A 25,927-nucleotide genomic window follows, 5' to 3' on the forward strand; every position below is an offset into this window, starting at 1 on the left:
GCGCCGCACGTGAGCGGAAACTCGTAGCAGGGGTCGAGTTTCCGCTCACCTGCGCTGAGCGCTAGCGGCCCTTCTTGATCGCCTCGAACACCTTCGGGTCGACGAGGGTGGAGACGTCGCCGAGTTCGCGGCCCTCGGCCACGTCGCGCAGTAGGCGACGCATGATCTTGCCGGATCGCGTCTTCGGCAGCTCGGGCACGATGGAGATCTCGCGTGGCCGGGCGATCGGTGAAATCTCCTTGGAGACCTGAGCTTTGAGCTCCGCGATCAACGCGTCGCCGGTGTTCTCCTCGCCGGCCCGCAGGATGACGAATGCGACGATGCCCTGACCGGTGGTGTCGTCGGCGGCACCGACCACCGCGGCTTCGGCGACACTGTGATGGGTGACCAGTGCCGATTCCACCTCGGAGGTGGAGATGCGGTGGCCCGAGACGTTCATGACGTCGTCGACGCGGCCGAGGACCCACAGTGCGCCGTCCTCGTCGTACTTGGCACCGTCACCGGCGAAGTACCAGCCTTCTTCGGCGTAGCGGGACCAGTAGGTGTCCTTGTAGCGGTCCATGTCGCCCCAGATGCCGCGCAGCATCGCCGGCCAGGGCTCGTCGAGCACGAGATATCCGTTGCCGCCGTTGCCGAGTGGCTTGGCGTCGTCGTCGACGATCTTGGCGCAGATGCCCGGTAGCGGGGTCATTGCGGAGCCGGGCTTGGTGGAGGTGACGCCGGGCAGTGGGGAGATCATGATCGCGCCGGTCTCGGTCTGCCACCAGGTGTCGACGATCGGTGCGGTGCCGCCGCCGACGACGTCGCGGAACCAGCGCCACGCCTCGGGGTTGATGGGCTCGCCGACGGAGCCGAGCAGACGGATCGAGCTCAGGTCGTGTGCCTCGGGAATCTCCTTGCCCCACTTCATGAATGTGCGAACGAGGGTGGGGGAGGTGTAGTAGATCGAGACCTTGTACTTCTCGATGACGTTCCAATGCCGGTGCTCGTCGGGCGAATTGGGCGTGCCCTCGTAGACGACCTGGGTGGCGCGGTTCGAGAGCGGGCCGTAGACGATGTAGGAGTGTCCGGTGACCCAGCCGATGTCGGCGGTGCACCAGTAGACGTCTGTGCCTGCCTTGTGGTCGAAGACGTTGTGGTGGGTGTACGAGGTCTGCGTCAGGTAGCCGCCGGAGGTGTGGATGATGCCTTTCGGCTTACCCGTCGTGCCGGAGGTGTACAGGATGAACAGTGGGTGCTCGGCCGGGAAGGGCTGTGCCTCATGGGTTTTCGACGCTTTCGCGACGGTCTCGTGCCACCACAGGTCGCGTCCGTCGGTCCAGGCGACGTCGGAGTCGGTGCGCTTGACGACGAGCACGTGTTCGACTGACGCGGCAGCGTTCTCGAATGCACTGCCAGCGGCCCCGTCGACGGCCTCGTCGACGGTGTCCTTGATGGGGGCGGGCTTGCCGCGTCGCCACTGACCGTCGGTGGTGATGACGAGCTTGGCCTCGGCGTCGTCGATGCGCGAGCGCAGCGCGGTGGCCGAGAAGCCGGCGAAGACGACGGAGTGGGTCAGGCCGAGGCGGGCGCATGCGAGCATCGAGACGATGGCCTCGGGAATCATGGGCATGTAGATCGCGACGCGGTCGCCGGAGACGAGGCCGAGTTCGGTCAGGGTGTTGGCGGCCTGGCTGACGTCGGCGAGCAGATCGGAGTACGTGACGTCGCGGCTGTCGCCGGGTTCGCCTTCCCAGTGGATGGCCACCTGGTCGCCGTGACCGTCGAGGACGTGGCGGTCGACGCAGTTGTAGGCGACGTTGAGCTCGCCGTCGGCGAACCACTTGGCGACGGGGGCTTCGGACCAGTCGAGTACCTCGGTGAACGGGGTGTGCCAGTGGAGTCGGCGAGCCTGTTCGGCCCAGAAGCCGAGTCGATCGTTCTCCGCGGCGGCGTAGAGGTCGGCTCCGGCGTTGGCCTGAGCGGCGAACTCGGCCGAGGGCGCGTAGGAGGCAACCGCGGTCTCGTCGGTTCCGGAGGTACTGGTCGTCATCTCGAATAGCTCACTTTCGTCCGGTGCATTTCGCTCATGAAACTGCACTTCCGTGCCTGTCTCGAGCCCCTTGTGAGGGTAGTCACATGTGATGGCAATCGCACCGTTGCAATCGCCTGCAACCCCCTGATCTGCGGTGATCGGTAGTTTCTGCACGCTGGGCGGTAATCGGGACCGCCGGCGTGCACCCCGGGCGACGCCGATGTCCGAACTGTGAGAAATCGACTTGCCGAAACGTTTCGATCATGTTTCCGGCTTACTCACGGGTCAGCAAAATCTGGGGGAGTTCACATGTTCGTTTCAGGATGTGTCTAAAGTCCATCCCATCAGATCGTTGGAACGGCCCACCTGCCGTGCCATGCGGTCGCCCACGAATCCCCGGGCGTCGCGCCCGAGGAACTGAGCACGGACGACCCCGTGTTCACATCTGGATGGAGGATTTTCTTGCGTATCAAACGTGCCGCGGTAGTCACCACGGCTGTGCTGATGAGTGCGAGCCTGCTCGCCGCCTGTGGCGGCGGTGGCTCGAGCTCCGGCGGTAGCGCCGACGGTATCTACAGCATCTACATCGGCGAGCCCGAGAACCCGCTGATTCCGGGCAACACCACCGAGAGCGAGGGCAGCCAGGTTCTCGAGGCGCTCTTCACTCCGTTGGTCACGTTCAACGACGAGGACAACAGCGTCGAGTACAACGGAGTTGCCGAGTCCGTCGAGTCCGAGGACAACACCACCTGGACCGTCAAGCTCAAGGACGGCTGGACCTTCCACGACGGCACCCCCGTCACGGCCGAGTCCTACACCAAAGCCTGGAGCTACAACGCGTTGAGCACCAACGCTTTCGGTGCCTCCTACTTCTTCGAGAACATCGAAGGCTACGCAGACCTGCAGGGCAGCGACACCGCCGAGCCCGTCGCGACCGAACTGAGCGGACTGAACGTCGTCGACGACACGACCTTCACCGTCAAGCTCAACGGACCGTTCGCGATCTTCCCGCTCACGCTGGGATACACCGCATTCGACCCGCTGCCCGAGGCGTTCTATGCCGACCCCGACGCCTACGGCGCTCGCCCGATCGGTAACGGCCCGTTCAAGGCCGACGAGGACTTCGTTCCCGGACAGGGATTCACCGTCACCAAGTACGACGATTACGCAGGCGACAATGCGGCACAGTCCGCAGGCGTCAACTTCAAGGTCTACACCGAGGTGAGCACCGGCTACAACGACGTTCAGGGTGGCGGACTCGACGTCATGCTCGACCTCCCCGAGGACGCATGGGCCACTGCCCGCGACACGTTCGGTGACCGGTACGGCGAGCGCGCACGTCCCGACATCACCTCGCTCGGCTTCCCGACGTACGATCCGCGATTCCAGGATCCGAACGTGCGTAAGGCATTCTCGATGGCCATCGATCGCCAGGCCATCGCGACCGCGATCTTCACCGATACCCGCACTCCGGCAGGTTCTTTCGCATCGCCCGTCGTCGACGGCTACCGCGAGGACGCCTGCGGTGCCAACTGCGAGCTCAACGCGGACGAGGCCAACCGTCTGCTCGACGAGGCCGGATTCGACCGCAGCCAGCCGGTGGATCTGTGGTTCAACGCCGGTGCGGGCCACGACTCGTGGATGACCGCCGTGGGCAACCAGTTGCGTGACAACCTGGGTGTGAACTACGCACTGCGCGGTGACCTCCAGTTCGCGCAGTACCTGCCGCTGCAGGACGCTCAGGGTATGACCGGCCCGTTCCGTTCGGGCTGGATCATGGACTACCCGTCGATCTACAACTTCCTCTCCCCGTTGTACTCGGCAGCCGCAACCCCGCCTGCAGGTAGCAACTACGTCTTCTTCAACGATCCGGCATTCGACGCCGCGCTGGCCGAAGGCAACAACGCTGCAGATATCGACGCTGCAACCGCGGACTACCAGAAGGCAGAGGACATCCTGATCGACCAGATGCCCGCTACTCCGCTGTTCTACGGCCTGAACCAGGCTGTGTGGTCCGATCGCGTCTCCGACGTCAAGATCGACAACCGAGGCAACATCATCCTCGAGGACGTCGTAGTCAGCTGACGACACACCCAGGTGGGTGGCAGCCAAGCGTGATCGGCTGTCACCCACCGGGTCTCGTTCAACCGTGGGGCGCATCCGTCCCACACCGACCTGCGCCGGCAAGACCCGAGGCGCAGGTTCGTCCCTTGTTCAAGGAGAAGACACACAGTGGGTCGCTACATCACTCGCCGATTACTGCTGACGATTCCCGTCCTGATCGGCTCCTCGTTCTTGATCTTCGCGATGGTCTACGCGCTCCCGGGTGATCCCATCCGCGCCCTCGCCGGAGATCGCCCCCTCGCCCCGGGCGTCGTCGCCCAGTTGCGAGACGAGTTCAACCTCGACGACAACCTGTTCGTGCAGTACTTCAAGTACATCGGCGGCTTCTTCCAGGGCGATTTCGGTACCGACTTCTCCGGACGCCCCGTTCTCGACACCATCGAGCGGGCACTTCCGGTCACGGTCCGATTGACCATCGTGGCCGTCGTCATCGAGACCGTCATGGGTATCGCTGCAGGCGTGCTCGCCGCCCTCAAGCGCGGATCCTTCTTCGACAACCTGGTGCTCATCTCGACGACGCTGCTGGTGTCGGTGCCGGTGTTCGTTCTCGGCTTCATCGCGCAGTTCACGCTGGGGCTCAAGCTAGGCATCTTCCCGATCTCCGGCATCAACGACGGCTGGTCGAGTTACCTGCTTCCCGGCCTGGTGCTCGCATCGCTGTCGATGGCGTACGTGGCTCGTCTGACCCGCACCTCGGTGGCCGAGTCGATGGCCGCGGATTACATCCGCACCGCCAAATCCAAGGGAATCAGCAACCGGCGCATCATCGTTCGACATGCGTTGCGCAACTCGCTGATTCCTGTTGTCACCTTCATCGGTGCCGACGTCGGTGGTCTGCTGGGCGGTGCCATCGTGACCGAAACGGTGTTCAACCTGCCCGGGCTCGGCCGCGCCATCTACGACGGTCTCGCCCGTCAGGAAGGTGCCGTCGTCGTCGGCATCGTGACGCTCTTCGTGTTCTTCTACATCTTCTTCAACCTCGTGGTGGACGTTCTCTACGCGGTTCTCGATCCAAGGATTCGCTATGAATAAAGAAGATTCGAGCGCAGCTCAGCACGCCGCGGACGAGGGCCAGCCCGGAAACGTCGTCACCGGCGAGGCCGTCGAGCTGGTCGGTCAGGCCAGCCTGTGGGGCAACGCGTGGAAGTACCTGCGCAAGAGCCCGTTCTTCATCATCGGCACGTTCCTGCTGTTGGTGCTGTTGGTCATGGCGGTGTTCCCGCAGCTGTTCGCCCGCGGCATCGATCCGCGAGTGTGCTCGCTGTCCGATTCCGGTCAAAAACCCAGTGCAGCACACTGGTTCGGCACCGACATCCAGGGCTGCGACTACTACGCCAACGTCATCTACGGTGCGCGGATCTCGCTGTCGATCGGTGTGCTCTCGGTGATCGGCGTGCTGATCATCGGCGTCCTCATCGGTGCTCTCGCCGGCTACTTCGGCGGTGCGATCGACAGCATCCTGGCGCGCTTCACCGACGTGTTCTTCGGGATTCCGCTGCTGCTCGGTGCTCTGATCCTGCTCACCGTCACCGCCCAGCGCACCATCTTCACCGTGTCGTTGGCCCTGGTGGCCTTCGGTTGGATGACGGCGATGCGCCTGGTGCGATCGTCGGTGATCTCCATCAAGAACAGTGAATACGTCCAGGCGGCACAGGCATTGGGAGCGTCGACCTACCGCATTCTGGTGCGACACATCCTGCCCAACGCGCTGGCCCCGGTGATCATCTACGCCACGATCTCGGTGGGTACGTTCATCGCGGCCGAGGCGACATTGACGTTCCTCGGAATCGGATTGCAAGCCCCCGAGATCTCCTGGGGCCTACAGATCAACCTCGGTCAAGCCAGGTTCCTCACGTCACCGCACCTGGTGCTGTTCCCGGCCGCGTTCCTCTCCGTCACGGTGCTGGCGTTCATCATGCTCGGCGACGCACTCCGTGACGCACTCGATCCGAAACGGAACTGACATGAGTATTCAGAAGGACACGGTTCTGAGCGTCACCGATCTGACGGTCGAGTTCGAGGTCGAGAAGGTCTGGCGCAAGGCGGTCGATACCGTCTCGTTCACGGTCGCCTCCGGTGAAGTTCTCGCCATCGTCGGTGAATCCGGATCCGGTAAGTCGACGACGGCGATGGCCGTCCCGGGCCTGTTGGCCGATAATTCGCGGGTGTCCGGCAGCATCAAGCTGGGCGAGAAAGAGCTGGTCGGGCTGCCCGAGAAGCAGCTCGCACCCATCCGCGGCAAGAACGTCGCGGTGATCTTCCAGGAGCCCATGACGGCGCTCAATCCGGTGTACTCGATCGGCTGGCAGATCACCGAGGCCATCCGCGCGCACACCTCGCTGTCGAAGAAGGAAGCGAAAGCGCGGGCCGTCGAGCTGCTCAAGCTCGTCGAGATGCCGGATCCGGAGACGCGGGTCAACTTCTACCCGCACCAGCTCTCCGGTGGTCAGCGTCAGCGCGCGATGATCGCCCAGGCGCTGTCCTCGGACCCGTCGTTGCTGATCGCGGACGAGCCGACCACGGCGCTGGACGTGACAGTGCAGGCAGAGATCCTCGACCTGATGCGCGATCTCCGGAACCGCATCGACGCGTCGATCGTCCTCATCACTCACGACATGGGTGTGGTGGCCGACATGGCCGACCGCATCGCGGTGATGAAGGACGGCGTCATCGTCGAAACAGACGCTGCACAAACAATATTCAAGAACGCGTCGCATCCGTACACGCAGCAGTTGCTCGCCTCGGTTCCGCACCTGGGCAGCAGCATCGAGGCCGTGACCGCGGGGAAGATCGCCGAGCCCAGTGCCGTCGAGGAGACCCGGGCTCTGAGCATCGTCGACGGTGTCATCGAGTACCCGGGCCGCACCGTGTTCCGGGCCGTCGACGGGGTCAGCCTCGACATCGAGATGGGTGAGGTGGTCGGCCTCGTCGGCGAGTCCGGCTCGGGCAAGTCGACGATCGGCAAGGCCGTGGTGGGACTGAACAAGCTCACCGGCGGCTCGTTGTCGATTGCAGGCGTCGACATCACCAACCTGTCGAATCGTGAACTGCGGTCGGTGCGAAGCAAGGTCGGCATCGTGTTCCAGGATCCGGGTTCGTCGCTGAACCCGCGCTGGCCGATCGGACAGTCCATTGCCGAGCCGATGCTGTTGCACACCGAGCACAGTGCTGCAGACCGAAATCGAAAGGTCGAGGAACTGCTCGACCGGGTTCACCTGTCGCGGACCATGCGCAACCGCTACCCCCATCAGTTGTCCGGTGGGCAGCGTCAGCGCGTCGGCATCGCCCGGGCGCTCGCCCTGGAGCCGACGCTGCTGGTGGCCGACGAACCGACGTCCGCACTCGACGTGTCGGTGCAGGCCAAGGTGCTCGAGCTGTTCAAGGAACTGCAGCGTGAGTACGGCTTCGCGTGCCTGTTCATCAGCCACGACCTCGCTGTGGTGGAGGTACTGGCCAAGCGCATCGCGGTGCTGAACAAGGGCAAACTCGCCGAGTTCGGTACGACGGATCAGATTCTGCGTCGTCCGACCAACGAGTACACCAAGCGGTTGCTCGCGGCCGTCCCGGTGCCCGATCCGGCCGAACAGGCCAAGCGTCGCCAGGCCCGCGCCGAGCTGTTGGCGGCAGGGGCAAAGTAGGGGTGAGGGGAGGGGGTACCGTCGTCTGTCGTGACGGACCCCCTCGCCCCGCTGCTGGAATTGCCCGGAGTTGTCGACTCCGCCGAACGGGCGCGTGACGCTCTCGGCGCGGTGCATCGACACAAGGCCAACCGTCGTGGCTGGCCGGCCACCGCGGCCGAGGCCGCGGTCCGCGCGGCCCGCTCGTCTTCGTCACTCGAGGGCGGGTCGATGGATTTCCCCCGCGAGGGCGAAGAAGGCGACCCCGTACTCGCAGGCGCGCTTCGAGTCGCGGCCGCCCTCGATGGCGACGCCCTGCAGAACACGCTCTCGACGTGGAAGCGCGCTCCGCTGCAGACCCTGGCTCGACTCCACTTGTTGGCAGCTGCAGATCTCGTCGACGACGCTTCCGCGCTCGGTCGTCCGCGCGGTGATTCGGGGGTCGGCGAGCGACTCGATCTGCTCGCTCAGCTCGTGACCGGTGGAACCTCTGCACCCGCTCCGGTGATCGCGGCGGTGGTGCACGGTGAGTTGTTGACGCTCAAAGCTTTCGGATCGGCCGACGGCATCGTTGCGCGGGCTGCATCGAGACTGGTGGCGGCGTCGTCGGGCTTCGACCCCCACAACCTCGGAGTGCCGGAAGTGAGCTGGATGCGTCGAGCAAATGCCTACCGGGACGGCGCGACCGGATTCGCCGAGGGCACCGCGACGGGCGTCGGGAGTTGGGTGATCCTGTGCTGTGGAGCCTTCGAAGCCGGTGCGGCAGAGGCGACTTCGATTGCCGAAGCCGCGGTCTAACCCACACATAAAAGGGCGGCGATGCCGACTTGCGTCGACTTCGCCGCCCGTTAGCACGGAGCGCCTGGTTACCAAGCGTGCTCAGGTGGGCTGTGATGGAAAACCACGTGGCCTCGGCGAGGGTTCGACGGTGATGAGGTCATCCCTGCAACCGGTGCAGGGTTCTTGCTGATCATCGACGAATCTCGCAGGCCCACAGCGCTTCTGCCATTAGGTGGCCGCTCCGCGTGGGTGCCTGGTGTCCGTGCTGGGAAGGGCGGTCGGGAGAGCGAATCTTCTCTTCCGATTCGATCTTGGCCTTCCGTTCTTCCGTACGTCATTTGTACCCCGTGACGCGCCTCACATCAAGGGGTTGAGCGTCATCTTTTTCTTCGGAGCAGTCCGTAGGTGATCGCGCCGGCCGCAAGAGCGCTGAAACCTGCTGCCGCACTTGCCGCTACGGTCTTGCCGGACGGGGTCTGGATCCGTGATCGCAGCGAGACCGGGTTGGAGAACGTGAGGATCGGCCAGCCGCGGGACGCGGCTTCCTTGCGCAGCGCTCGGTCGGGGTTGACGGCCGTGGGATGCCCGACGGCGCGCAGCATCGGCACGTCGGTGATCGAGTCCGAGTACGCGTAGCTCGACGCCAAGTCGTAATCATGTTGCGCGGCCAGGGAGTTCATGGCGTCGACCTTGCCCTCGCCGTAGCAGTAGAAGTCGACTTTGCCGATGTACTTGCCGTCCACGGTCACCATCGTGGTGGCCATGCTGTGATCGGCACCCAGGAGTTCTGCGATGGGGTGCACGATCTCGTCGCCGGACGCCGACACGATCACCACATCGTGGCCGCGGAGCTTGTGGTCTGCGATCAGGTCGGCGGCTTCGGCGAACACGAGGGGGTCGACGATGTCGTGCAGGGTTTCGGCGACGACCGCTCGTACCTGTTCGACGTCCCAGCCGGCGGTCATGCTCGCGATGTGTGCGCGCATGCGCTCCATCTGGTCGTGATCGGCTCCGGAGAGCAGGAACAGGAACTGGGCGTAGCTGCTCTTGAGAACGGCGCGCCGGTTGATGAGTCCTTGGTCGAAGAACGGTCTGCTGAATGCCAACGTGCTGGACTTGGCGATGATCGTCTTGTCGAGGTCGAAGAATGCCGCGACGCGCGCTGCGCGTCGGCCGGCCGGGGCGTCGTCGGTGCTCGCGCTCTGGGTCACGTTTGTCACCATAGTGGCCGGTGGTGACCGGTGGATGTTGCGCGGCGCCACTGGCGGACTCGGTCCGAAACCGTCGAGAAAAAGCGACGGTTGAACTTGCAAACAAGGAAGTCCACGGGTGTAGTATTTGCTATGAGCCCGGTTCATTCCGGGCGGTGTTCAGCCCGACCCCCCGGGGCTGAACCAGACGACCCTCGCCTCCTCCCCCCCTGGCGAGGGTCGTCCTCTTTTCCGGGTCGGGGCAAAAACTGGTACAGCAGTACCGGTATTCATCCACAGGCCCCGATCTATCCACATTTTGCCAAGTCGCGCGCACCTCGAGCAGATTCTCACGCAGGCTTGGCGCATGGAAACGGACCCGCGACAGCGAATCGCGCACCCGACTGTGGCGATGTCGATCGAACTTCGCGGACTCCGCGAGGACGTCTATCGAATAGCCGCGGCCGCGGATTGTGTTGTGGAAGAGCAGAACTTACTGGTCGGTATCGGTTCGGCACGGTCGATGTGGGACCGACCCGGAACAATTTTGGTCGATTTCGAGTCCGCAGAGACGGCATTGGCGTCCGGATTTTCGCGACGCTCGCGCGTCATTCTGGTCACGGACGAGCAACCGACACTCGACGACTGGCGCATCGCCACATCGCTCGGTGCCGAGCATGTGCTCTCCCTGCCGCAGGACGAAGACGCACTCGTGCGCATACTCGGCGAACCCGCATCGGTGCCGTCGGGAGACGGTGGAGTGATCGCCGTGGTCGGCGCTCGCGGTGGCGCGGGCGCATCGACATTCGCCGCCGCACTCGGACTCCGCAGCAGCCGCTCGGACCGACGTGCCCTCCTCGTCGAGGGTGATCGGTACGGCAGCGGCCTCGACCTGTTACTCGGCTGGGAGAACGCTCCGGGTCTGCGATGGTCCGGCTTGGTCGTCGAAGGCGGCCGAGTCTCCGGCGACGCTCTGCACGGGGCGCTGCCTTCCCGCGGCGGGTTGTCGGTGCTGGCGCTCGGCCGATCCCAGGACCGGGGTGTCGGACTCTCGGCCGTTGCAGTGGCGGCTGTGGTCGATGCAGGACGCGCAGCGGGAGATCTGGTGGTGTGCGACGCTCCGCGCCATCCGAGCGACGTCTCCGACGCTCTGTACGCCGCGGCGGATCTCGTCGTGCTGGTACTTCCGGCCGAACTGCGAGCCGTGACGTCGGCTGAGGCGGTGGCAGCGCAGGTCGTGGATCGAAACGCCAACGTCGGCCTGGTCGTTCGTGGGCCTGCGCCGGGTGGGCTGAGGGCAGACGACATCGCCGTCGCCCTCGGTCTTCCGCTGCTGACCTCGATGCGCGCCGAGCCCGCGTTGGCCGAGCGCCTCGAACGAGGAGGACTGGTGCTGGGCCGACGTTCGCCGCTGGCCGCGGCAGCCGACGCTGTGCTCGATACGTTCGCGCACAAGCCCGGTGGTCAGCGGTGGGCGGCATGAGCGCCGTCGTCACCGCGGATCTGCTCGACCGCGTCCGTGATCGCCTGGCGGCATCGGCCGATGCTCCGGTTCCCGCGACCGTCGCCGCGGCGATTCGAGCGGAAGCAGGCGGGGTGATCGGCGACACCGATATGCTTGCGGCCCTTCGTGTTCTGCAGACCGAGCTGACCGGTGCGGGGCCGTTGGAGCCGCTGCTGTCCGAGCCCGGAGTGACCGATGTGCTGGTCACCGCACCGGATCAGGTGTGGATCGATCGTGGTCGCGGACTCGAGCGCACCGGCATCCGATTCGCCGACGAGGCTGCCGTACGTCGTTTGGCGCAGCGACTCGCGTTGTCGGCCGGCCGCCGTTTGGACGACGCGCAGCCCTGGGTCGACGGTCGATTGCCGGGCGTCGGGCAGGGGGCCTTCGGAGTCCGCCTGCACGCGGTGCTGGCACCGGTGGCGAGCGGAGGAACGTGTGTGTCGCTTCGGGTGTTGCGACCCGCGACGCAGGGACTAGCTGCGCTCCGTGCATCGGGAGCCGTGACCGAAGACGGGTACGAGCTGCTGCGTCGAATCGTATTCGGCCGCCTGGCATTTCTCGTCGTCGGCGGTACCGGCGCTGGAAAAACCACACTCTTGGCCGCCCTGTTGGGCGAGGTGGATCCGGCCGAACGGATCGTCTGCGTCGAGGATGCCGCCGAGTTGGCCCCGGCACATCCGCACGTGGTCCGGCTGGTAGCCCGCGCGCCCAATGTCGAAGGCGTGGGTGAAGTATCGGTGCGGCAGCTGGTGCGTCAGGCTCTGCGAATGCGACCGGACCGGCTCGTGGTCGGTGAAGTGCGCGGGGCCGAGGTCATCGACTTGATGACGGCTCTCAATACAGGTCACGACGGCGGAGCCGGAACCATTCACGCGAACTCCCCGGCCGAGGTACCGGCCAGACTCGAAGCCCTTGCGGCACTGGGCGGAATGGGCCGAGACGCGTTGCACAGCCAACTCGCCGCTGCGGTCCAAGTGGTGTTGCACGTCCACCGCAGTTCCGACGGTACTCGACGACTACGTGAGATCGGAGTGGTCGACGTCGATCGCGCCGGGCGAGTGCACATCGCGGCGGCCTGGTCGGTGACTGCCGACGCGACGCCGGGCGAAGGTCGGCTCCTCGAACTGCTCGACCGCCGTTGCGGTGACGCCCGATGACGGCGGCGGTGATGGTCCTCGCCCTCGCGGTTGCCCTGTGGCCGAGTAGTTTCCGTCGGCTGCCTGGTGAAGAACGGGCGGCTTCGTCCGCGCCGCGATGGCTGATGCCGGCATGCTGCGTTCTGTTTGCGGCAGGGGCGGCGTGGTGGTTCGGCGGAATCTGGGCCGTGAGCGCAGCAGCGGTGGCGGGCGGTACCGGATGGCGTCGTAATCGCCGGCGACTCGAACGTGACCGGCGTGCCGACGAATTGAACTGGCTCGCAACCGGAGTCGAGGTGGTCATCGGCGAGCTGCGCGTCGGATCCCATCCGGCCACGGCCAGCGCGGTCGCGGCGGACGAGTGCGGCGGCATCGCGTCGACGGCACTGCGCGGTGCGGCATCGCGCTCCCGACTGGGCGGCATGGCTGCGGACGGTATCGCCTCGTCCGATTCGTTGTTGGACGCCGAGCTCGGCCGGCTGGCCGCCGCGTGGAGAGTGGCAGACGAGCACGGGCTCGCGCTCGCCGAACTGCTCGACGCCGTCCGCGAGGACATGCTGGGACGCCGACGGTTTCGCGAACGAACCGACGCATCGCTCGCCGGTGCCCGTGCCACCGCGCTGGTGCTGGCCGGTCTACCGATTCTCGGAGTCGCGCTCGGTCAGCTGATGGGAGCCGATCCACTGCACATTCTGCTCGGCGGTGGGCTCGGCGGAATGCTGCTGCTCATCGGCACGGCGCTGGGCTGTGCGGGCCTGCTGTGGACCGATGCGATCACCGGCAAGGTGACGACGTGATGTGGGTGGCGGTTCTGTGTCTGGCCACGGCATCGATCACGCTGCCCTCGGTCTCGGGTGGGTTGCACAGGCTGGCATCCGAGCGCCGGGCGGACACCGACACCGTCGATACGCCGACACCCGACCCGCTCGCGGTGGCCACGACCTTCGATCTGCTCGCCGCCTGTCTGCGGTCGGGCTTGCCGATATCGACCGCCGCTGCGGCAGCAGCACATTCCGCTCCGACCTCGTTCGGTATCGCGCTCCGCAAGGCAGCCGATCTGCTCGAACTCGGTGCCGACGCCGCGACCGCGTGGGACGCCGTCGCGCAGGATCCCGAGACCGAGGCGCTGGCCAGGATGGCCCGCCGATCTGCCCGGGCCGGGTCGTCCATGGCGTCGGCGATGACGGAACTCGCTGCGACACAACGAACTCGCGCCGAGGACGCGTCGGCCGCTGCGGCCGATCGCGCGGGTGTGCTGATCAGCGGGCCGTTGGGCCTGTGCTTTCTGCCCGCTTTCATCTGCCTCGGCATCATCCCCGTGGTGATCGGACTGGCGGGCAACGTACTGGGCGGCGGTCTGCTGTGACCGCTGCGCACACAGAATTCCGTTGCGGAACTGCCGCATCGGAGAACAGGGAGGGGAATCGAGATGATCGAGAACGCACTGCAGGAGTTGAAGACTCGAATCGTTCTGTTCGGCGTGGAGGACGATGGCATGTCGACCGCGGAGTACGCGATCGGGACCATCGCGGCCGCGGCGTTCGGGGCGGTGCTGTACACGGTGGTGACCGGCGACAGCATCGTCACGGCGTTGACGGGGATCATCGATCGAGCGCTGAACACAGCCGTCTGAGCCTGACCGATGACGACGGTGCCGTGACGGTGGAGGCGGCGTTCGCGATCGCGTCCATCGTCGCGGTGATCGTGGTGTGTATCGGGGCGATCGTGTCGGTGACGATGCACATCGGCTGCGTCGATGCGGCCAGGGAGGCAGCGCGGTTGGCGGCCAGAGGGGATACGAACCGGGCTGTCTCGGTGGGGGAGAGGGTCGCGCCGGAGGGGGCTCGCATCACGGTGACCGAGGACGGGGAGTTCTTCGTCGCGCGGGTGGAAGTGGCGAGTCCGCTGCCTGGGTTGACGTTGTCTGCTGAGGCGGTTGCTGCTGCGGAACCGATTGCCGCGGAATGAGGCTCGCTTTCGGGAGGGTGCTGCGTGATGACGAAGGTGGCGCGACGGTGTTGGCGGCGCTGGCGATGTCGGCCTTGATCGTTGTCGTGGTGATGGTGATGCACGTCGGCTCGGCGGTGGGTGCTCGTCATCAGGCGCAGTCGGCGGCCGATCTCGCGGCGCTGGCCGGGGCGGGGGCCCTCGATCGTGGAGTGGCCGATGCGTGTGAGACGGCGCGGGGTTTGGCGGGGCGAATGGGGACCGTGTTGCGAGAGTGCACGATCGACGAGTGGGACGTGATCGTGACGGTGGGGCAGCCGGTATTCCTCGGTCGCTTCGGAATGTCCGACGCCATCGCCTCGGCGCGGGCGGGTCCGGGGTGAGGATCGGACCGCTTGCCCGCCCCGGTCCGCCTCGCCCGCTGGCCGAATTCGCAAATGCGCGCGCGTTGGTCAGGTGCGCGGGGATTCGCCTCGTCTGGCCAGCGATTTCGCGAGCGTTCAGCGAATGCGCGCGCGTTTGCGTCGAACCCTGGCCACGAACCCCGGCCTACAGCGGTCAGCGCGTCGTGAAGGTGCGGGCCCCGGAATGTAGAGGAGCGAATCGAGTGAGTTGGGTGACGTGCTCCGGTGTGAGCTCCGCGAGTGAATTGACCTGCAGCAGTTGCATGGTGCGCACTACCTCTTCGCGCAGGATCTCGATCATGCGGTCGACGCCGGCTCGCCCTCCGGCCATCAGGCCGTACAGGTAGGCCCGGCCGACGAGCGTGAACGACGCTCCCATCGCGATGGAGGCGACGATATCGGCACCGTGCATGATTCCCGTGTCGACGGCGACCTCGAAATCGGAGCCGACTTCGCTCACCACCTGAGGCAGCAGGTGGAAGGGAACGGGGGCCCGATCGAGTTGTCGGCCTCCGTGATTGGACAGGATGATTCCGTCGACTCCCAGTTCGGCGAGACGGACCGAATCCGCCACCGACTGAACACCTTTGACGACCAGCTTGCCAGGCCAGATCTCCCGGATGACGTCGAGATCCTCGAACGAGATCGATGGATCCATCGCTGAATTGAGCAGCTCTCCGACCGTGCCGCCGGTAGAGGACAGTGACGCGAATTCGAGCTTGGCCGTGGTGAGGAAGTCCCACCACCACCAGGGCCGCGGGATGGCGTTGGCGATCGTCGACGCGGTCAACTGCGGCGGGATGGAGAATCCGTTGCGCTTGTCGCGCAGTCGTGACCCGGCGACGGGCGTGTCGACCGTGAACAGGAGGGTGTCGAAGCCTGCCTTCGCGGCGCGTTCGACCAGCCCGAACGAGATGTCGCGGTTGCGCATGACGTAGAGCTGGAACCAGTTTCGCCCATTCGGGTTGGTGGCCTTGACGTCCTCGATCGACGTGGTGCCCAGGGTCGAGAGGCAGAACGGGATTCCGGCAGCTCCGGCTGCGGCAGAACCGGCGTATTCACCCTCGGTCTGCATGAGTCGAGTGAATCCCGTCGGAGCGATGCCGAACGGCAGCGCGGACGGCCCGCCGAACACCGTCGTCGAGGTGTCGACGTGAGAGACGTCCCGCAGGATCGAGGGGTGGAATTCGACGTCACGGAAGGCCTGACGAGCCCGGGAGAGCGAAATCTCGGCGTCGGCGGCACCGTCTGTGTAGTCGAACGCTGCGCGTGGGGTGCGGCGTCGGGCGATGGTGCGGAGATCGTCGATGGTGAGTGCGGCGCTAAGGCGTCGGCGACGCAGGTTCAGATCGGGCTTTTTGAACGAGAGGACCTCGCGCAAATCGGTAGCTTTGGGCATCTGCCGGGTGATGGGCATGTCACGTTCTCGATTCTGTGGGCTGATTGTGGTGAGTGGTGGGGACGACGGGTCAGGGGAGCATCCAGGCCAGTACCGAACTCTGGAGTCCGACCAGGAGACAGATCGCAAGCAGCAGGCCGAGGCTCCACCCGATGACTTTTCGGAAAATTTCGGACTCCCGCCCGACCAACCCCACCGCGGAAGCAGCGATGGCGAGATTCTGCGGGCTGATCATCTTTCCCACCACACCACCCGAGGTGTTGGCGGCGACCAGCAGGGTGGGGTCGATGCCGGCGTTGATCGCTGCAGTCTGCTGCAGCGTCGCGAACAACGCGTTCGCGCTGGTGTCCGAGCCGGTGACCGCGGTTCCCAGCCACCCGAGAATCGGGGAGAGGTAGGCGAAGAATGCGCCGGTGCCGGCAATCCAGGTTCCGATGGTGATGGTCTGCCCCGACTGGTTCATCACGTAGGCGAGCGCCAGAACCGCGCCCACCGTGAGTGCGGAGAATCGCAGTTTGATCAGGGTGCTTCCGAACAGCCGGGCGGCGTCGGGAGCGCTGACGCGGTAGACGGCGGCGACGATGACACCGCAGATCAGGAGCAGTGTTCCCGGCGTGGACAGCCAGGTGAACTTGTAGATGGTGGTGGTTGCGGGGGAACCGGCGGCGGTGAGGATGTTGCCGTCGAGACCGGGCCACGGTACGGCGATGTCGGTCGAGGCGAGGAACCCGGCGACCGGGGACCACAGCTTGGCCACGGAGAACACCGCGATGACGAGCAGGTACGGGAACAGTGCGAGCCACACTCGTTGGGTCGTCAGCGGCGCGGCCTCGATGGTGCGGGTGGCGACCGGCGCAGGCGTGATCGGCGCAGTGCCGGAGCTCCCCGAATCGAGGTCGGCATCTCGGGCCAGGAGGATGCGTTCGCGCGCCTCATCGGATCCGGTCGGCTTCCAGAACCGCAGAACCACGACTGCTGCGGCGATGCCCGCCAGTGAGGCGATGATGTCGGTCAACTCGACCGAGATCCAGGTTGCGCTGATCCACTGCGCGACGGCGAACACGACACCGACGGCCAGTGCGACCGGCCACGTCTGGGCGACGCCGCGTCGGCCATCGGTGAGGAACGCGATGAACAGCGGTACGAACAGGGCGATGAACGGGGTCTGGTGACCCACGTACGCGCCGATCTCGTGGTAGTCGATTCCCGTCAAGTTTCCGGCGGTGAGGATCGGAATGCCGATGGCACCGAAGGCAACCGGCGCGGTGTTGGCGAGCAACACGACGACGGCTGCGCGCATCGGAGCGAAACCGATGGCCAGAAGCATGACACCGGTGATGGCGACGGGAGCACCGAATCCGGCGAGGGCTTCGAGTAGCCCGCCGAAGCCGAACGCGATGATGATCGCCTGGATACGCGGATCGTCGGAGATGGCATCGATGATGCGGCGCAGGTCGTCGAACCGTCCGCTCGTCACGGTCAACTCGTACAACCAGATCGCACAGATCACGATCCACACGATGGGAAACAACCCGAAGGCGAAGCCTTGTGTTGCCGACAGTCCGGCCAGGTTCACCGGCATGTCGTAGGCCAGAACCGCCACCGCCAATGCGACGACGAGCCCGGCCAGACCGGCGAAGTGGGCTTTCCACCGAAGAAGTCCGAGCGTGACGAAGACCGTCAACAGCGGCAGGCAAGCCACCGCTGCGGACAATCCCATGCTGTCCGCGAGCGGTGCGAGATCGGGTGTGTACACAGCTACTCCATTCAAGACCTTCAAGGTATGTGAGGTCTGACCACAGAACGAATGATATGGATCACACTCGATGGGGTCAAGAGGCTCGAGGCACAGACCAACTTCTGGTTGGATGATCGTTATGGCAGACGACGCTGGACGGACGCAGAACGAAACGCTTTCGTGGAAGCCGGTCCGGCGCGCACGGGCGCACGAACTGGTCATCGACGCGATCGAGGAGCGCATCATGGCGGGCGATCTCCGCGTCGGAGATCCGCTGCCGCCCGAGCGGGACTTCGCAGCTCAGCTCGACGTCAGCCGGGCCGGGGTCCGTGAAGCCGTGCGCGTCCTCGAAAGCAGTGGAATCCTCCGGTCGTCACCGGGTTCGGGTCCCGGAGCCGGCACCTTCGTTGCGGCGCTGCCGCGGCCGGCGCTCACACGTCTCCTTCGCCTGCACGTCGCGCTGACCAATTTTCGGATCGACGACTTGATCAGCACGCGAGTTGCGCTCGAGCGGGCAAGTGTTCACCTTGCCGCGGTGGCCCCCGATCAGACCAAGCTTGCGCAGGCGAGGGCCGAAGTGGGCATCATGGCAGCGCGGGGTGTCACCCGAGAGGTCTTCAACGACGCCGACACGAACTTTCACATCGCCTTGGCCGAGGCCTCGGGTAACGACTTCGTCGCGTCCCTCACCGCAGCAATCCGGGAGTCGATGCGTGCGCCCATCCTCGCCGCGCTCTTGGAGATCGAGGATTGGGACTCGTTGGCCGACAAGCTGAATACCGAACACCGGCAGATTCTGGCGGCCGTCGAAGCCGGTGACGCAGAGCTCGCAATGAAGTCGGCCGAACAACACATTCGGTCGTCCGCTGCGGCCCTGTCCATTCGCAACAGCCCGGAACCGACGTAGCATCGGCTGTCGCATGTTCGCGTACCCGCGGACCTACGAATGTCGTTGTGCAGGTAACGGATTCCGCTGTGCGCCCGTGAGTTCGCGCCTTGCGCCCAGCGACCGCGAATGCGCGCGCGTTTGTCAGATGCGCGCGATATAGCCCCGTTCAGCAGCCGATTTTGCACGCGTTCAGCGAATGCGCGCGCGTTTGCGCCCATCGCTGGACCGGCACTGGACCATCACTGGACCGGCGCTGAATCGGAATCCCCGGACTCAACCCTCCCGAGTGATGGCCGCCAGTACCGCCGTCAACACTCGAACAGCACCGTCTTTGTCCAGTGGATCGTTGCCGTTTCCGCATTTGGGTGATTGCACACAGGAGGGGCAACCAGTCTGGCATTCGCAGGAGACGATGGCGTCTTTGGTGGCCGTGAGCCAATCGGCGATGGCCACGTGACCGCGGTCGGCGAAGCCTGCTCCGCCGTCGTATCCGTCGTAGACGAACACTGTAGGCAGGCCGGTGTCGGGGTGCAGAGCCGTCGACACTCCGCCGATGTCCCAGCGATCGCACGTCGCCACCAGGGGCAGCAGCCCGATGGCGGCGTGCTCGGCCGCGTGCAGTGATCCGGGGAATCGTTCGTACGGAACTCCGCTGTGCTCGAGCAACTCCGGGGTGATGGTGTACATGACGGCTCTGGTGTCGAGTGTCTGTGCGGGCATGTCGAGTTCGATGGAGTCGAGTACCTCGCCGGAGAGGAGGCGTCGCAGATATCCGACGACCTGATGGGTGACGTTGACCTGCACCAGTGCGACGCGTACCTCGCCGTAGTCGACGGATTCGTGCACCGCGGTGATCGAGATGTCGGTGATCTCGCGGGCCGAGGTGTTCCACTCGGGCTGCTCGGCGTGCACCAGTGCGAGGCCGGCATCGAGATCGAGGTCGTCGACCACGAACGACTCACCCTGGTGAATGTGGACGGCACCCGGGTGGGCGGTGGCGGGCGCTCTGCCGCCGTCGACGGTGCCGAGCATGCGACCGGACTCGCCGTCGACGATGGCCACCTGCACCCCGGTGCCGCCGCGAATGTTCACCGCACCGTGGGGCGAGAGCTGCTGCCCCTCGGGAGTGATGAACCACCCGTGCGGACGCTTGCGCACATAGCCTTTCAGTTCGAGTTCCTCGAGCACCGATTCTGCGCTCAGCTCCTCGGCCTCGACGAGGGTGATCGGCAGTTCGACTGCAGCGCAGAGCAATTGCGGAGCCAGGATGTACGGGTTGGTGGGGTCGGTGACGGTCGCCTCGACGGGCTTGTCCAACAGAGCCGCCGGGTGATGCACCAGATATGTGTCGAGTGGATCGTCGCGCGCAACGAGCACCAGTAGCGAGCCCTCCCCGCGTCGACCGGCCCGGCCGCCCTGCTGCCAGAACGACGCGACGGTGCCGGGGAAGCCGGCAACGATCACCGCGTCCAAACCGGCGATGTCGACGCCCAGTTCGAGCGCATTGGTGGTGGCGACGCCGAGCAACGTGCCGTCGGACAGATCGGATTCGAGTTTGCGCCGATCCTCGGCCAAATACCCTGCGCGATAGGCGGCGACGCGTCGTATCAATTGCGGATCGACGTCGGCGAGAATTCTCTGGGTCCCCAGCGCGGTCACCTCGGCTCCGCGCCGGGACCGCACGAATGCCAGAGTTCGCGCGCCCTCCACCAGGAGGTCGGCCATGATGCGCGACGCTTCCGCACCTGCGGATTTCCTGACCGGAGCGCCGTTTTCGCCGGTGATTTCTTTCAGCAGCGGTGGTTCCCACAGGGCGACGGTGCGGGCTCCGTGCGGGGATCCGTCCTCGGTGACTTCCGCGCACGGCGCGCCGATGAGGCGGCTCGCGGCCCGCCCCGGTTCGGAGGTCGTGGCACTGGCGAGAACGAACACCGGCGATGCTCCGTACCGTGCGCACAGGCGTCGTAGCCTGCGGAGCACGAGCGCGACATTGGATCCGAAAACGCCACGGTAGTAATGGCATTCGTCCACCACCACGTAGCGGAGGTTGCGGAGGAATCGCGACCACCGCTCATGCGAGCCGAGGATGCCGAGATGCAGCATGTCGGGATTGGTGAAGATCCAGCGCGCATTCGCGCGGGCCCACTGACGAATCTCGATCGGTGTATCGCCGTCGTACGCACTCGGGAACACCTCGGCGAGTTCGTCTGACACCGAACGCAACTCGTCGGTGATCGAGATCGTGGTGCGCAGCTGATCGGCACCGAGGGCCTTGGTGGGGGCCAGATACAGCGCGGTGGCCCGGGCGTCGGCGGACAGCGTCGTGAGGATGGGGAGTTGATACGCCAGCGACTTACCCGACGCGGTGCTGGTCGAGAGCACCACATGACTGCCCTCGGCGGCGAGTGTTGCCGCACGTGCCTGATGCGTCCAGGGTTGTGAGATCCCACGAGAGGTGATCACCTGCACCACTTCCGGGCCCACCCACGACGGCCAGGAGGAGAACTGGGAGGCGCGTGCCGGCAGTTCGGCGACGTGGGTCAACGGGCTCTCGCTCGCAGGCGATCCCGCCGATACTCGATCCAGCAACCGCTGCCCGTAGCTCCCGGCATCCGCACCGCCCAGCGGATTCTTCTCGGTCACGGGCCTCCATGCATTCGTTCGATCTACAAGCGCCGTCGGGCTGTTCGCGACAACCCCATGCTAGCGGGGACCTGCTCAGCTCCTTCGCGCCCTGGTGGGAGCAGCAATTCGCTTGTCGGATGTTGTCCGTTTCTACAACACGGACAAAATGTTCGAAAACGGTCGACTTTCGACTGTTGCGAACGCGGAGTTCATGGTTCACTTGACGCGGTCGCAGCTTCTGTGTTCGTTCTACGCTCGCAGGATCTAATGTTGCGGGCGCGGTACTGGAAGAGCTCGTCCGTCAGGGGGAATCCTGAGGGGGATTCGTAGAAAGTGCAGCGGTCGGAACCGGCCCGATGGACCGAAAGTGCGCTCCATCGAATCCGGTGTTAGAAAGAGAAGGAAAAGCATGGCACAGGGAACTGTGAAGTGGTTCAACGCCGAAAAGGGCTTTGGATTCATCGCACCAGAAGACGGCTCCGCTGACGTCTTCGTTCATTACTCCGAGATTCAGGGCAGCGGCTTCCGCACCCTCGAGGAGAACCAGCGCGTCGAGTTCGAGGTCGGCCAGGGCACCAAGGGTCCTCAGGCCACGGGCGTTCGCGCAGTCTGATTCTCTTCTCTTTGGAGTCGAGAACCGTCATCCCCCTTTTCATCGGTCCTACAAGGCCGATCGAAAAGGGGGATGTTTCGTTTCCACGAACCACCGGGGAGCGCCGAAAGCCGTGAGCGCGGGCGTCGATGTCCTAATGTCCATGCTGTGAACCAGCTGTCCTTCTTCTCCGCTGAGTCGTTGCCGCCCGCGGTGACCGATCTCAGTGGGTTGCTGGCTGCCACCGGCCATGTCGTCACTTCGGCGGGTGCGGCCCGAATTTCCGTCGTGGTCGACGCTCAGTGGCGCGCGGATGCCATCGCCGAACTCATCGAGCAATGCGGTCTGACGCCGGAGCTCGGTCGATCGGAGGAGGACAGGCCTCTGGTGCGTACCGCGTCGGTGCCCGAACTGTCCGCATTGGCGTCTCTGTGGACCAAGGGCGCCGTCAAGGCCGTCCCGCCCGGTTGGGTACCGGGTTCTCGCGAACTGCGCGCCTGGGTGCTCGCGTCGGGTCGTCCCGAGGCGGAGGGGGAGCGGTACGTGCTCGGTCTGGATCCCCACGCGCCGGAAACTCACGCCGTTCTCGCTCAGTCGTTGATGCGCGCGGGCATCGCGCCGACGCTGATCGGCACGCGTGGGTCCAATCCGGGCCTCCGAATCACCGGTCGACGCCGGCTGCTGCGGCTCACCGAGAACGTCGGCGAGGCTCCACAGAACGTGGACGCACGTACCAATTGGCCCCACGCCGAGTAGGCCGATCTGTGACTGATCTGCGAGTATTTGGCCGACGTATGTCAGTCTGTTAGTAGTGGGACAGGCAAATCTGCCTGTGAAAACGCACTAGGGAAGGTTCGGCAGCAAGGTGGCAGCACGTAACAACGGCACGGGGGACAGCTCCGCCGAGCCACGTCGTCTGGTCATCGTCGAGTCTCCGACCAAGGCAAAGAAGATCGCCCCGTACCTCGGGAGCAACTACGTCGTCGAGGCCTCCGTCGGCCATATTCGCGACCTTCCCCGCGGTGCCGCGGACGTTCCCGCCAAGTACAAGGGTGAGCCCTGGGCACGTCTCGGCGTGGACGTCGACCACGACTTCGAGGCCCTGTACGTCGTCTCGCCCGAGAAGAAGGGCAAGGTCGCAGAGCTGAAAAGCCTGCTCAAGGACGCCGACGAGCTCTATCTCGCCACTGACCCCGACCGCGAGGGTGAGGCCATCGCCTGGCATCTCCTCGAGACCCTGAACCCCAAGATCCCGGTTCGACGCATGGTGTTCCACGAGATCACCAAGCCGGCCATTCTCGCTGCCGCCGCCGATACCCGTGACCTCGATCAAGACCTCGTCGACGCCCAGGAGACCCGTCGTATCCTCGACCGTCTCTACGGCTACGAGGTCAGCCCGGTGCTGTGGAAGAAGGTCATGCCGAAGCTCTCGGCAGGCCGAGTGCAGTCCGTGGCCACCCGCATCGTCGTCCAGCGCGAGCGCGAGCGGATGGCGTTCCGCAGTGCCGAGTACTGGGACATCTCCGCCACGCTCGACGCTGGAGCCGACGCCACCCCGCGCAGCTTCGGAGCCCGCCTGGTCAATGTCGACGGCAATCGCGTCGCCGCCGGTCGCGACTTCGGGGCCGACGGCAAGCTCAAGTCCGATGCGGTGACCGTCCTCGACGAACCGCGTGCCCGACGCCTCGCCGAGGCTCTCGAAGGCGTCGACCTGACGGTCGCGTCCGCCGAGGACAAGCCGTACACCCGCAAGCCGTACCCGCCGTTCATGACGTCGACGCTGCAGCAGGAAGCCGCCCGCAAGTTGCGCTTCAGCTCCGAGCGCACCATGCGTGTCGCGCAGCGGCTGTACGAGAACGGCTACATCACCTACATGCGTACCGACTCGACGACGCTGTCCGCGTCGGCGATCTCGGCGGCACGTACCCAGGCGACCGAGCTCTACGGACCGGAGTACGTCCATCCGTCGCCGCGTCAGTACACTCGCAAGGTCAAGAACGCGCAGGAGGCCCACGAGGCCATCCGCCCGTCCGGTGATGTCTTCCAGACGCCCGGTCAGTTGCACTCGGCCCTGCAGACCGACGAATTCCGCCTGTACGAGCTGATCTGGCAGCGCACGGTCGCGTCGCAGATGGCCGACGTGCGCGGCACCACGCTGACACTGCGCATCACCGGAACGGCCGGAACCGGCGAGGAGTGCACGTTCTCCGCTTCGGGGCGCACCATCACGTTCGCCGGCTTCCTCAAGGCCTACGTGGAGAGCGTCGACGATCAGGCCGGCGGACAGTCCGACGATGCCGAATCCCGTTTGCCCGCACTGGTTCAGGGCCAGGCCGTCACCGCCACCCAGCTCGATCCCGACGGTCACACCACCAACCCGCCCGCGCGGTTCACCGAGGCGTCGCTCATCAAGACGCTCGAGGAGCTGGGCATCGGTCGGCCGTCGACGTATTCGTCGATCATCAAGACCATTCTCGACCGCGGTTACGTCTACAAGCGCGGCAGTGCGCTGGTGCCGTCGTGGGTGGCGTTCTCGGTGGTTGCGTTGCTGGAGGCTCACTTCGGGCGTCTGGTGGACTTCGACTTCACCGCAGGCATGGAGGACGACCTCGACGCCATCGCGGGAGGCCGTGAGCGACGCGGCAATTGGCTGCAGAGCTTCTACTTCGGCGGCGACACCGGTGCCGAGGGCTCGGTGGCTCGCTCCGGTGGCCTGAAGAAGATGGTCGGCCAGAATCTCGAAGAGATCGACGCCCGCACCATCAACTCCATCCGTCTGTTCGACGACTCCGAGGGTCGCGAAATCCATGTGCGCGTGGGCCGTTACGGTCCGTATCTCGAGCGCATGGTCGTCAGCGACGATGATCCCGACGGCGATCCGATCAGCCAGCGCGCCAACCTGCCCGACGATCTTCCACCGGACGAGTTGACGATCGACTTCGCCGAAAAGCTGTTCGCCACACCGCAAGAGGGGCGCAAGCTGGGTGTCGATCCGCTGACCGGTCACGACATCGTCGCGAAGGAAGGCCGTTTCGGTCCCTACGTCACCGAAATCCTGCCCGAGCCGGAACCCGAACCCACGCCCCCCGAGCCCGATATCGTCCCGGTGCCGTCCGGCAACGACGGTGACGGTGGCGGTGGCGTCAAGACCGCAGTGAAGAAGGCGGCGGCCAAGAAAGCTCCGGCCAAGAAGGCGGCTGCGAAGAAGGCAACCGGCCCCAAGCCGCGCACCGGTTCTCTGCTCAAGTCCATGGACCTGGCGACCATCACGCTCGAGGATGCGCTCAAGCTGCTCTCGCTGCCTCGCGTCGTCGGAGTCGATCCGGAGTCCAAGGAAGAGATCCTCGCGCAGAACGGTCGCTACGGCCCGTACCTGAAGAAGGGCACCGACTCTCGCTCGCTCGCCGACGAGGATCAGATGTTCACCGTCACCTTGGAAGAGGCGTTGAAGATCTACGCCGAGCCCAAGCGTCGGGGTCGTCAGGGCGAAGCCAAGCCGCCGCTGCGTGAGCTGGGCGTCGACCCGATCAGTGAGAAGCCGATGGTGATCAAGGACGGTCGCTTCGGGCCGTACGTCACCGACGGCGAGACCAACGCCAGCCTGCGCAAGGACGACGAGGTCGAGTCGATCACCGACGATCGTGCGTCGGAGTTGTTGGCGGACAGGCGCGCTCGTGGTCCGGTGAAGAAGAAGGCACCGGCGAAGAAGGCCGCCGCCAAGAAGGCTCCGGCCAAGAAGGCCGCAGCGAAGAAGGCTCCGGCAAAGAAAGCTGCTGCCAAGAAGACGGCCACCAAGGCCACTGCCTCCAAGACCACTGCCGCGAAGAAGGCCCCGGCCAAGAAGGCACCAGCGAAGAAGACCGACACCGAGTAGCCGCCGAGCTCGAAGTTATGGACGTTTTCCGTGCCGTATCCATGCATAACTTCGAGTTCGCGGGTTCGGGTTGTCGGCCCCAACCACTAGG

At 65.3% G+C, this 25,927-nt stretch carries 21 protein-coding genes; 16 read left to right on the top strand and 5 right to left on the bottom strand.

Features of this window, described 5'->3' with window-relative positions:
• Nucleotides 1-61 precede the first annotated feature (61 nt).
• The gene (acs, locus tag CH291_RS12725; RefSeq protein WP_094687752.1) at nt 62-2,032 is read right to left on the bottom strand and encodes an acetate--CoA ligase; all 1,971 of its coding nucleotides are present in this window, start codon (nt 2,030-2,032) and stop codon (nt 62-64) included.
• A 444-nt stretch (nt 2,033-2,476) separates the two neighbouring features.
• Between acs and CH291_RS12730 the strand changes: the two genes are divergently transcribed.
• The 5 genes from CH291_RS12730 (at nt 2,477) to CH291_RS12750 (ending at nt 8,553) form a co-directional block, all read left to right on the top strand.
• Entirely contained in the window at nt 2,477-4,099 is a 1,623-nt protein-coding gene (locus CH291_RS12730) for a peptide ABC transporter substrate-binding protein (RefSeq protein WP_094670584.1), read from the top strand.
• 147 nt (nt 4,100-4,246) lie between these two features.
• Nucleotides 4,247-5,170, top strand: coding sequence for an ABC transporter permease (locus CH291_RS12735; RefSeq protein WP_094687645.1), 924 nt, complete (start codon nt 4,247-4,249; stop codon nt 5,168-5,170).
• Nucleotides 5,163-6,101, top strand: a complete 939-nt coding sequence (locus CH291_RS12740; RefSeq protein WP_094638621.1) for an ABC transporter permease — start codon at nt 5,163-5,165, stop codon at nt 6,099-6,101. Before CH291_RS12735 ends, CH291_RS12740 begins: the two co-directional genes overlap by 8 nt.
• Nucleotide 6,102: 1 nt before the next feature.
• Entirely contained in the window at nt 6,103-7,776 is a 1,674-nt protein-coding gene (locus tag CH291_RS12745; protein ID WP_094638622.1) for an ABC transporter ATP-binding protein, read from the top strand.
• 30 nt (nt 7,777-7,806) lie between these two features.
• Nucleotides 7,807-8,553 (top strand): oxidoreductase, encoded by a 747-nt coding sequence (locus CH291_RS12750; RefSeq protein WP_068054137.1) that lies wholly within the window; start codon nt 7,807-7,809, stop codon nt 8,551-8,553.
• A 359-nt stretch (nt 8,554-8,912) separates the two neighbouring features.
• On the opposite strand, the gene CH291_RS12755 is transcribed toward CH291_RS12750, so the two are convergent.
• The gene (locus CH291_RS12755) at nt 8,913-9,758 is read right to left on the bottom strand and encodes an HAD family hydrolase (protein ID WP_373454860.1); all 846 of its coding nucleotides are present in this window, start codon (nt 9,756-9,758) and stop codon (nt 8,913-8,915) included.
• A gap of 334 nt (nt 9,759-10,092) precedes the next feature.
• Here CH291_RS12755 and ssd point away from each other — a divergent pair, with 334 nt between their 5' ends.
• The 7 genes from ssd (at nt 10,093) to CH291_RS12790 (ending at nt 14,698) form a co-directional block, all read left to right on the top strand.
• Nucleotides 10,093-11,208 carry a septum site-determining protein Ssd gene (gene ssd / locus CH291_RS12760; RefSeq protein WP_094687646.1) on the top strand — a complete coding sequence of 372 codons (1,116 nt, stop codon included), beginning with the start codon at nt 10,093-10,095 and terminating at the stop codon, nt 11,206-11,208.
• Nucleotides 11,205-12,389, top strand: coding sequence for a TadA family conjugal transfer-associated ATPase (locus CH291_RS12765; protein ID WP_082899008.1), 1,185 nt, complete (start codon nt 11,205-11,207; stop codon nt 12,387-12,389). Before ssd ends, CH291_RS12765 begins: the two co-directional genes overlap by 4 nt.
• Nucleotides 12,386-13,165: a type II secretion system F family protein gene (locus CH291_RS12770; protein ID WP_068054144.1), complete on the top strand. Its 780-nt coding sequence runs from the start codon at nt 12,386-12,388 to the stop codon at nt 13,163-13,165. Before CH291_RS12765 ends, CH291_RS12770 begins: the two co-directional genes overlap by 4 nt.
• Complete coding sequence (locus CH291_RS12775; RefSeq protein ID WP_256980830.1) at nt 13,162-13,734, top strand: type II secretion system F family protein; 573 nt, start codon at nt 13,162-13,164, stop codon at nt 13,732-13,734. The genes CH291_RS12770 and CH291_RS12775 overlap by 4 nt, the downstream gene beginning before the upstream one ends.
• A 63-nt stretch (nt 13,735-13,797) precedes the next feature.
• On the top strand, nt 13,798-14,001 hold the full coding sequence (locus CH291_RS12780; protein WP_068054150.1) for a DUF4244 domain-containing protein: 204 nt from the start codon (nt 13,798-13,800) through the stop codon (nt 13,999-14,001).
• A gap of 23 nt (nt 14,002-14,024) precedes the next feature.
• The gene (locus CH291_RS12785; RefSeq protein WP_068054152.1) at nt 14,025-14,336 is read left to right on the top strand and encodes a TadE family type IV pilus minor pilin; all 312 of its coding nucleotides are present in this window, start codon (nt 14,025-14,027) and stop codon (nt 14,334-14,336) included.
• Nucleotides 14,333-14,698, top strand: coding sequence for an Rv3654c family TadE-like protein (locus tag CH291_RS12790; RefSeq protein WP_094687648.1), 366 nt, complete (start codon nt 14,333-14,335; stop codon nt 14,696-14,698). The genes CH291_RS12785 and CH291_RS12790 overlap by 4 nt, the downstream gene beginning before the upstream one ends.
• Nucleotides 14,699-14,873: 175 nt before the next feature.
• Here the strand turns inward: CH291_RS12790 and CH291_RS12795 are convergent, their stop codons facing one another.
• Together CH291_RS12795 and CH291_RS12800 are read right to left on the bottom strand one after the other, a co-directional pair.
• Nucleotides 14,874-16,136, bottom strand: a complete 1,263-nt coding sequence (locus CH291_RS12795) for an alpha-hydroxy acid oxidase (protein ID WP_094687649.1) — start codon at nt 16,134-16,136, stop codon at nt 14,874-14,876.
• Nucleotides 16,137-16,188: 52 nt separating this feature from the next.
• Nucleotides 16,189-17,838: an L-lactate permease gene (locus CH291_RS12800; RefSeq protein ID WP_218829032.1), complete on the bottom strand. Its 1,650-nt coding sequence runs from the start codon at nt 17,836-17,838 to the stop codon at nt 16,189-16,191.
• Nucleotides 17,839-17,995: 157 nt separating this feature from the next.
• Between CH291_RS12800 and CH291_RS12805 the strand changes: the two genes are divergently transcribed.
• The gene (locus CH291_RS12805) at nt 17,996-18,763 is read left to right on the top strand and encodes a FadR/GntR family transcriptional regulator (RefSeq protein ID WP_094687651.1); all 768 of its coding nucleotides are present in this window, start codon (nt 17,996-17,998) and stop codon (nt 18,761-18,763) included.
• 255 nt (nt 18,764-19,018) lie between these two features.
• Here the strand turns inward: CH291_RS12805 and CH291_RS12810 are convergent, their stop codons facing one another.
• Nucleotides 19,019-21,388, bottom strand: a complete 2,370-nt coding sequence (locus tag CH291_RS12810) for a DEAD/DEAH box helicase (RefSeq protein WP_179276525.1) — start codon at nt 21,386-21,388, stop codon at nt 19,019-19,021.
• 391 nt (nt 21,389-21,779) lie between these two features.
• Between CH291_RS12810 and CH291_RS12815 the strand changes: the two genes are divergently transcribed.
• The 3 genes from CH291_RS12815 (at nt 21,780) to topA (ending at nt 25,836) form a co-directional block, all read left to right on the top strand.
• Nucleotides 21,780-21,983 carry a cold-shock protein gene (locus tag CH291_RS12815; RefSeq protein WP_005248460.1) on the top strand — a complete coding sequence of 68 codons (204 nt, stop codon included), beginning with the start codon at nt 21,780-21,782 and terminating at the stop codon, nt 21,981-21,983.
• A 147-nt stretch (nt 21,984-22,130) separates the two neighbouring features.
• Complete coding sequence (locus tag CH291_RS12820) at nt 22,131-22,718, top strand: hypothetical protein (protein ID WP_037187885.1); 588 nt, start codon at nt 22,131-22,133, stop codon at nt 22,716-22,718.
• Between the two features lie 109 nt (nt 22,719-22,827).
• Nucleotides 22,828-25,836: a type I DNA topoisomerase gene (gene topA / locus CH291_RS12825; protein WP_094687652.1), complete on the top strand. Its 3,009-nt coding sequence runs from the start codon at nt 22,828-22,830 to the stop codon at nt 25,834-25,836.
• The last annotated feature ends 91 nt before the right edge of the window (nt 25,837-25,927 follow it).

Origin of the sequence: Rhodococcus sp. 14-1411-2a, from assembly GCF_002259485.1 — a bacterium.
Lineage (GTDB): Bacteria > Actinomycetota > Actinomycetes > Mycobacteriales > Mycobacteriaceae > Rhodococcoides.

What these genes read in the sequence shown, in the direction of transcription:
- acs (WP_094687752.1), bottom strand. Translation starts at nt 2,032, where the DNA reads ATGACGACCAGTACCTCCGGAACCGACGAGACCGCGGTTGCCTCCTAC.
- CH291_RS12740 (WP_094638621.1), top strand. Translation starts at nt 5,163, where the DNA reads ATGAATAAAGAAGATTCGAGCGCAGCTCAGCACGCCGCGGACGAGGGC.
- CH291_RS12745 (WP_094638622.1), top strand. Translation starts at nt 6,103, where the DNA reads ATGAGTATTCAGAAGGACACGGTTCTGAGCGTCACCGATCTGACGGTC.
- CH291_RS12755 (WP_373454860.1), bottom strand. Translation starts at nt 9,758, where the DNA reads ATGGTGACAAACGTGACCCAGAGCGCGAGCACCGACGACGCCCCGGCC.
- ssd (WP_094687646.1), top strand. Translation starts at nt 10,093, where the DNA reads ATGGAAACGGACCCGCGACAGCGAATCGCGCACCCGACTGTGGCGATG.
- CH291_RS12765 (WP_082899008.1), top strand. Translation starts at nt 11,205, where the DNA reads ATGAGCGCCGTCGTCACCGCGGATCTGCTCGACCGCGTCCGTGATCGC.
- CH291_RS12770 (WP_068054144.1), top strand. Translation starts at nt 12,386, where the DNA reads ATGACGGCGGCGGTGATGGTCCTCGCCCTCGCGGTTGCCCTGTGGCCG.
- CH291_RS12780 (WP_068054150.1), top strand. Translation starts at nt 13,798, where the DNA reads ATGATCGAGAACGCACTGCAGGAGTTGAAGACTCGAATCGTTCTGTTC.
- CH291_RS12790 (WP_094687648.1), top strand. Translation starts at nt 14,333, where the DNA reads ATGAGGCTCGCTTTCGGGAGGGTGCTGCGTGATGACGAAGGTGGCGCG.
- CH291_RS12795 (WP_094687649.1), bottom strand. Translation starts at nt 16,136, where the DNA reads ATGCCCATCACCCGGCAGATGCCCAAAGCTACCGATTTGCGCGAGGTC.
- CH291_RS12800 (WP_218829032.1), bottom strand. Translation starts at nt 17,838, where the DNA reads ATGGGATTGTCCGCAGCGGTGGCTTGCCTGCCGCTGTTGACGGTCTTC.
- CH291_RS12805 (WP_094687651.1), top strand. Translation starts at nt 17,996, where the DNA reads ATGGCAGACGACGCTGGACGGACGCAGAACGAAACGCTTTCGTGGAAG.
- CH291_RS12815 (WP_005248460.1), top strand. Translation starts at nt 21,780, where the DNA reads ATGGCACAGGGAACTGTGAAGTGGTTCAACGCCGAAAAGGGCTTTGGA.